This is a genomic window from Paractinoplanes deccanensis (genome assembly GCF_016862115.1).
Lineage (GTDB): Bacteria > Actinomycetota > Actinomycetes > Mycobacteriales > Micromonosporaceae > Actinoplanes > Actinoplanes deccanensis.
In genome coordinates this window covers 1-1,992 of record NZ_BOMI01000234.1, presented here as the reverse complement: position 1 = coordinate 1,992, position 1,992 = coordinate 1, and the positions used below count along the sequence as shown (strand labels likewise).

The following is a 1,992-nucleotide window of genomic DNA, read 5'->3' as shown; positions in this document are numbered from 1 at the left end:
CCGACACTTTGCTGGCGGCGCTGGCGCGGCTGCACGTCGCCGGCGCGCCGATCGACTGGGCCGCGGTCGCCGGCCGCGCCCGGCCGAGCACGCTGGACCTGCCCACCTACCCCTTCCAGCACCAGCGCTACTGGCTCGACGCCGAGACCGGCACCAACCGCTACCGGATCGACTGGAGCCGGCTCGACCCCGCGCCGGCCGCCCGCCTGGACGGCTCCTGGCTGCTCGTCACCGGCGCGCCCGATCCCGCGCACGACCTCGTCGAGCGGGCGCTGGCCGAGCGCGGCGCCCAGGTGCGCCGGGTGACGCCGGAGCAGCTGAGCGGCGAGCCCGCCGCGACCGGCGTCATGTCGCTGCTGTCGTGGGACGACGGGGGAGCGGAGCACACGCTGGAGCTGCTCAGGACCGGCGCGCCCGGCCCCCTCTGGTGCGTGACCCGGGGCGCGGTCGCGGTCCGCGGCGACGACCTGACCGCCCCGGACCAGGCGCAGGTCTGGGGCCTGGGCCAGGTGGCCGCGATCGAGGAACCCGCCCGCTGGGGCGGTCTGGCCGACCTGCCGGCCGAGTGCGACGCCGCGCAGGCCGACGCCCTCGCCGAAGCCGTGGCCACCGGCGAGCGCCAGATCGCCGTCCGGCGGGGCCAGGCGTACGCGCGCCGCCTCGTGCCGGCGCCGGTCGGCCGGCGCAGGCGCCCGTTCCGGCCGCACGGCACCATCCTGATCACCGGCGGCACGGGCGCGCTCGGGGCGCACCTCGCCCACTGGGCCGCGGCGGAGGGCTTCGAGCACGTGGTCCTCCTGAGCCGCCGCGGGGCCGGGGCGCCCGGCGCGGCGGAGCTTCGCGACCGGCTGACCGCGAGCGGCACCCGGGTCACCCTCGAAGCCTGCGACGTCACCGACCGCGCACGGCTGGCCGAGGTGATCGGGCGGATCGGCGACCTCGCCGCCGTGGTGCACGCGGCCGGGATCCTGGACGACGGCACGATCGACGGTCTCACCGCCGAGCGGTTCGCCGCCGTCGTCCGGTCCAAGGCGCTCGGCGCCCGGCACCTCGACGAGCTGACCGCCGGCCGCGACCTGGACGCGTTCGTCCTGTTCTCCTCGGCCGCCGCCACCATCGGCGCGGCCGGGCAGGCCGCCTACGCCGCCGCCAACGCTGTCCTCGACGCGATCGCGCACCGCCGCCGGGCCGCGGGCCGGCCGGCCACCTCGATCGCCTGGGGGCCGTGGGCGGGCGCCGGCATGGCCGCGAGCGCGGCGGCCGAGCGCCGCCACCGCCGCACCGGGATCACGCCGCTCGCCCCGCGGACGGCGCTCACCGCGCTGCGCCAGGCGTGGGAGCAGGACGACACCGCGGTGACCGTCCTCGACGCCGACTGGTCCCGGTTCACCGCCGCGCCGGTCCTGCCGCTGCTGCGAGACCTGCCGGCCGTGCAGGGGATGCGCCGCGCCGCGCCGTCCGGCCCGGCGCCGCGCGACGCCCGCGCGCTGCTCGCCCTCGTGCGCGGCGAGTCGGCCGCGGTGCTCGGCCACGACAGCCCGGACGCGGTCCCGTCGTCCCGGGCCTTCCGGGATCTCGGCTTCGACTCGCTCACCGCTGTCGAGCTGCGCAACCGGCTCGCCGGCGCCACCGGGCTCGCGCTGCCGAGCTCCCTGGTGTTCGATCACCCCACGCCGGCCCGCCTCGCCGAGCACCTGGGCGCGGAGCTGGGTGGCGGCCGGGACGCGGACCCGGTGCCGGGCGTCGCCGCGCACGCCGTCGAGCCGGGCGACCCGATCGTCATCGTCGGCATGGCCTGCCGGTTCCCCGGTGGCGTGCGCTCGCCGGAGGACCTGTGGCGGCTGCTCGACGACGGGACCGACGCGCTGAGCACCTTCCCCGAGGACCGCGGCTGGGACCTCGGCGCCCTCTACGACCCGCGACGCAGCCGGCCCGGCACCTCGTACGTCCGGGAGGGTGGGTTCCTCGACGACGTGGCGGGTTTCGACGCGG

The 1,992-nt window shown here is 78.7% G+C and carries 1 protein-coding gene; it reads left to right on the top strand.

Going from position 1 to position 1,992, the window contains the following annotated elements; all coding sequences use genetic code 11:
* On the top strand, window positions 1–1,992 hold a 1,992-nt coding region (locus Ade02nite_RS48775), incomplete at both ends, for a beta-ketoacyl reductase (RefSeq protein WP_203778286.1).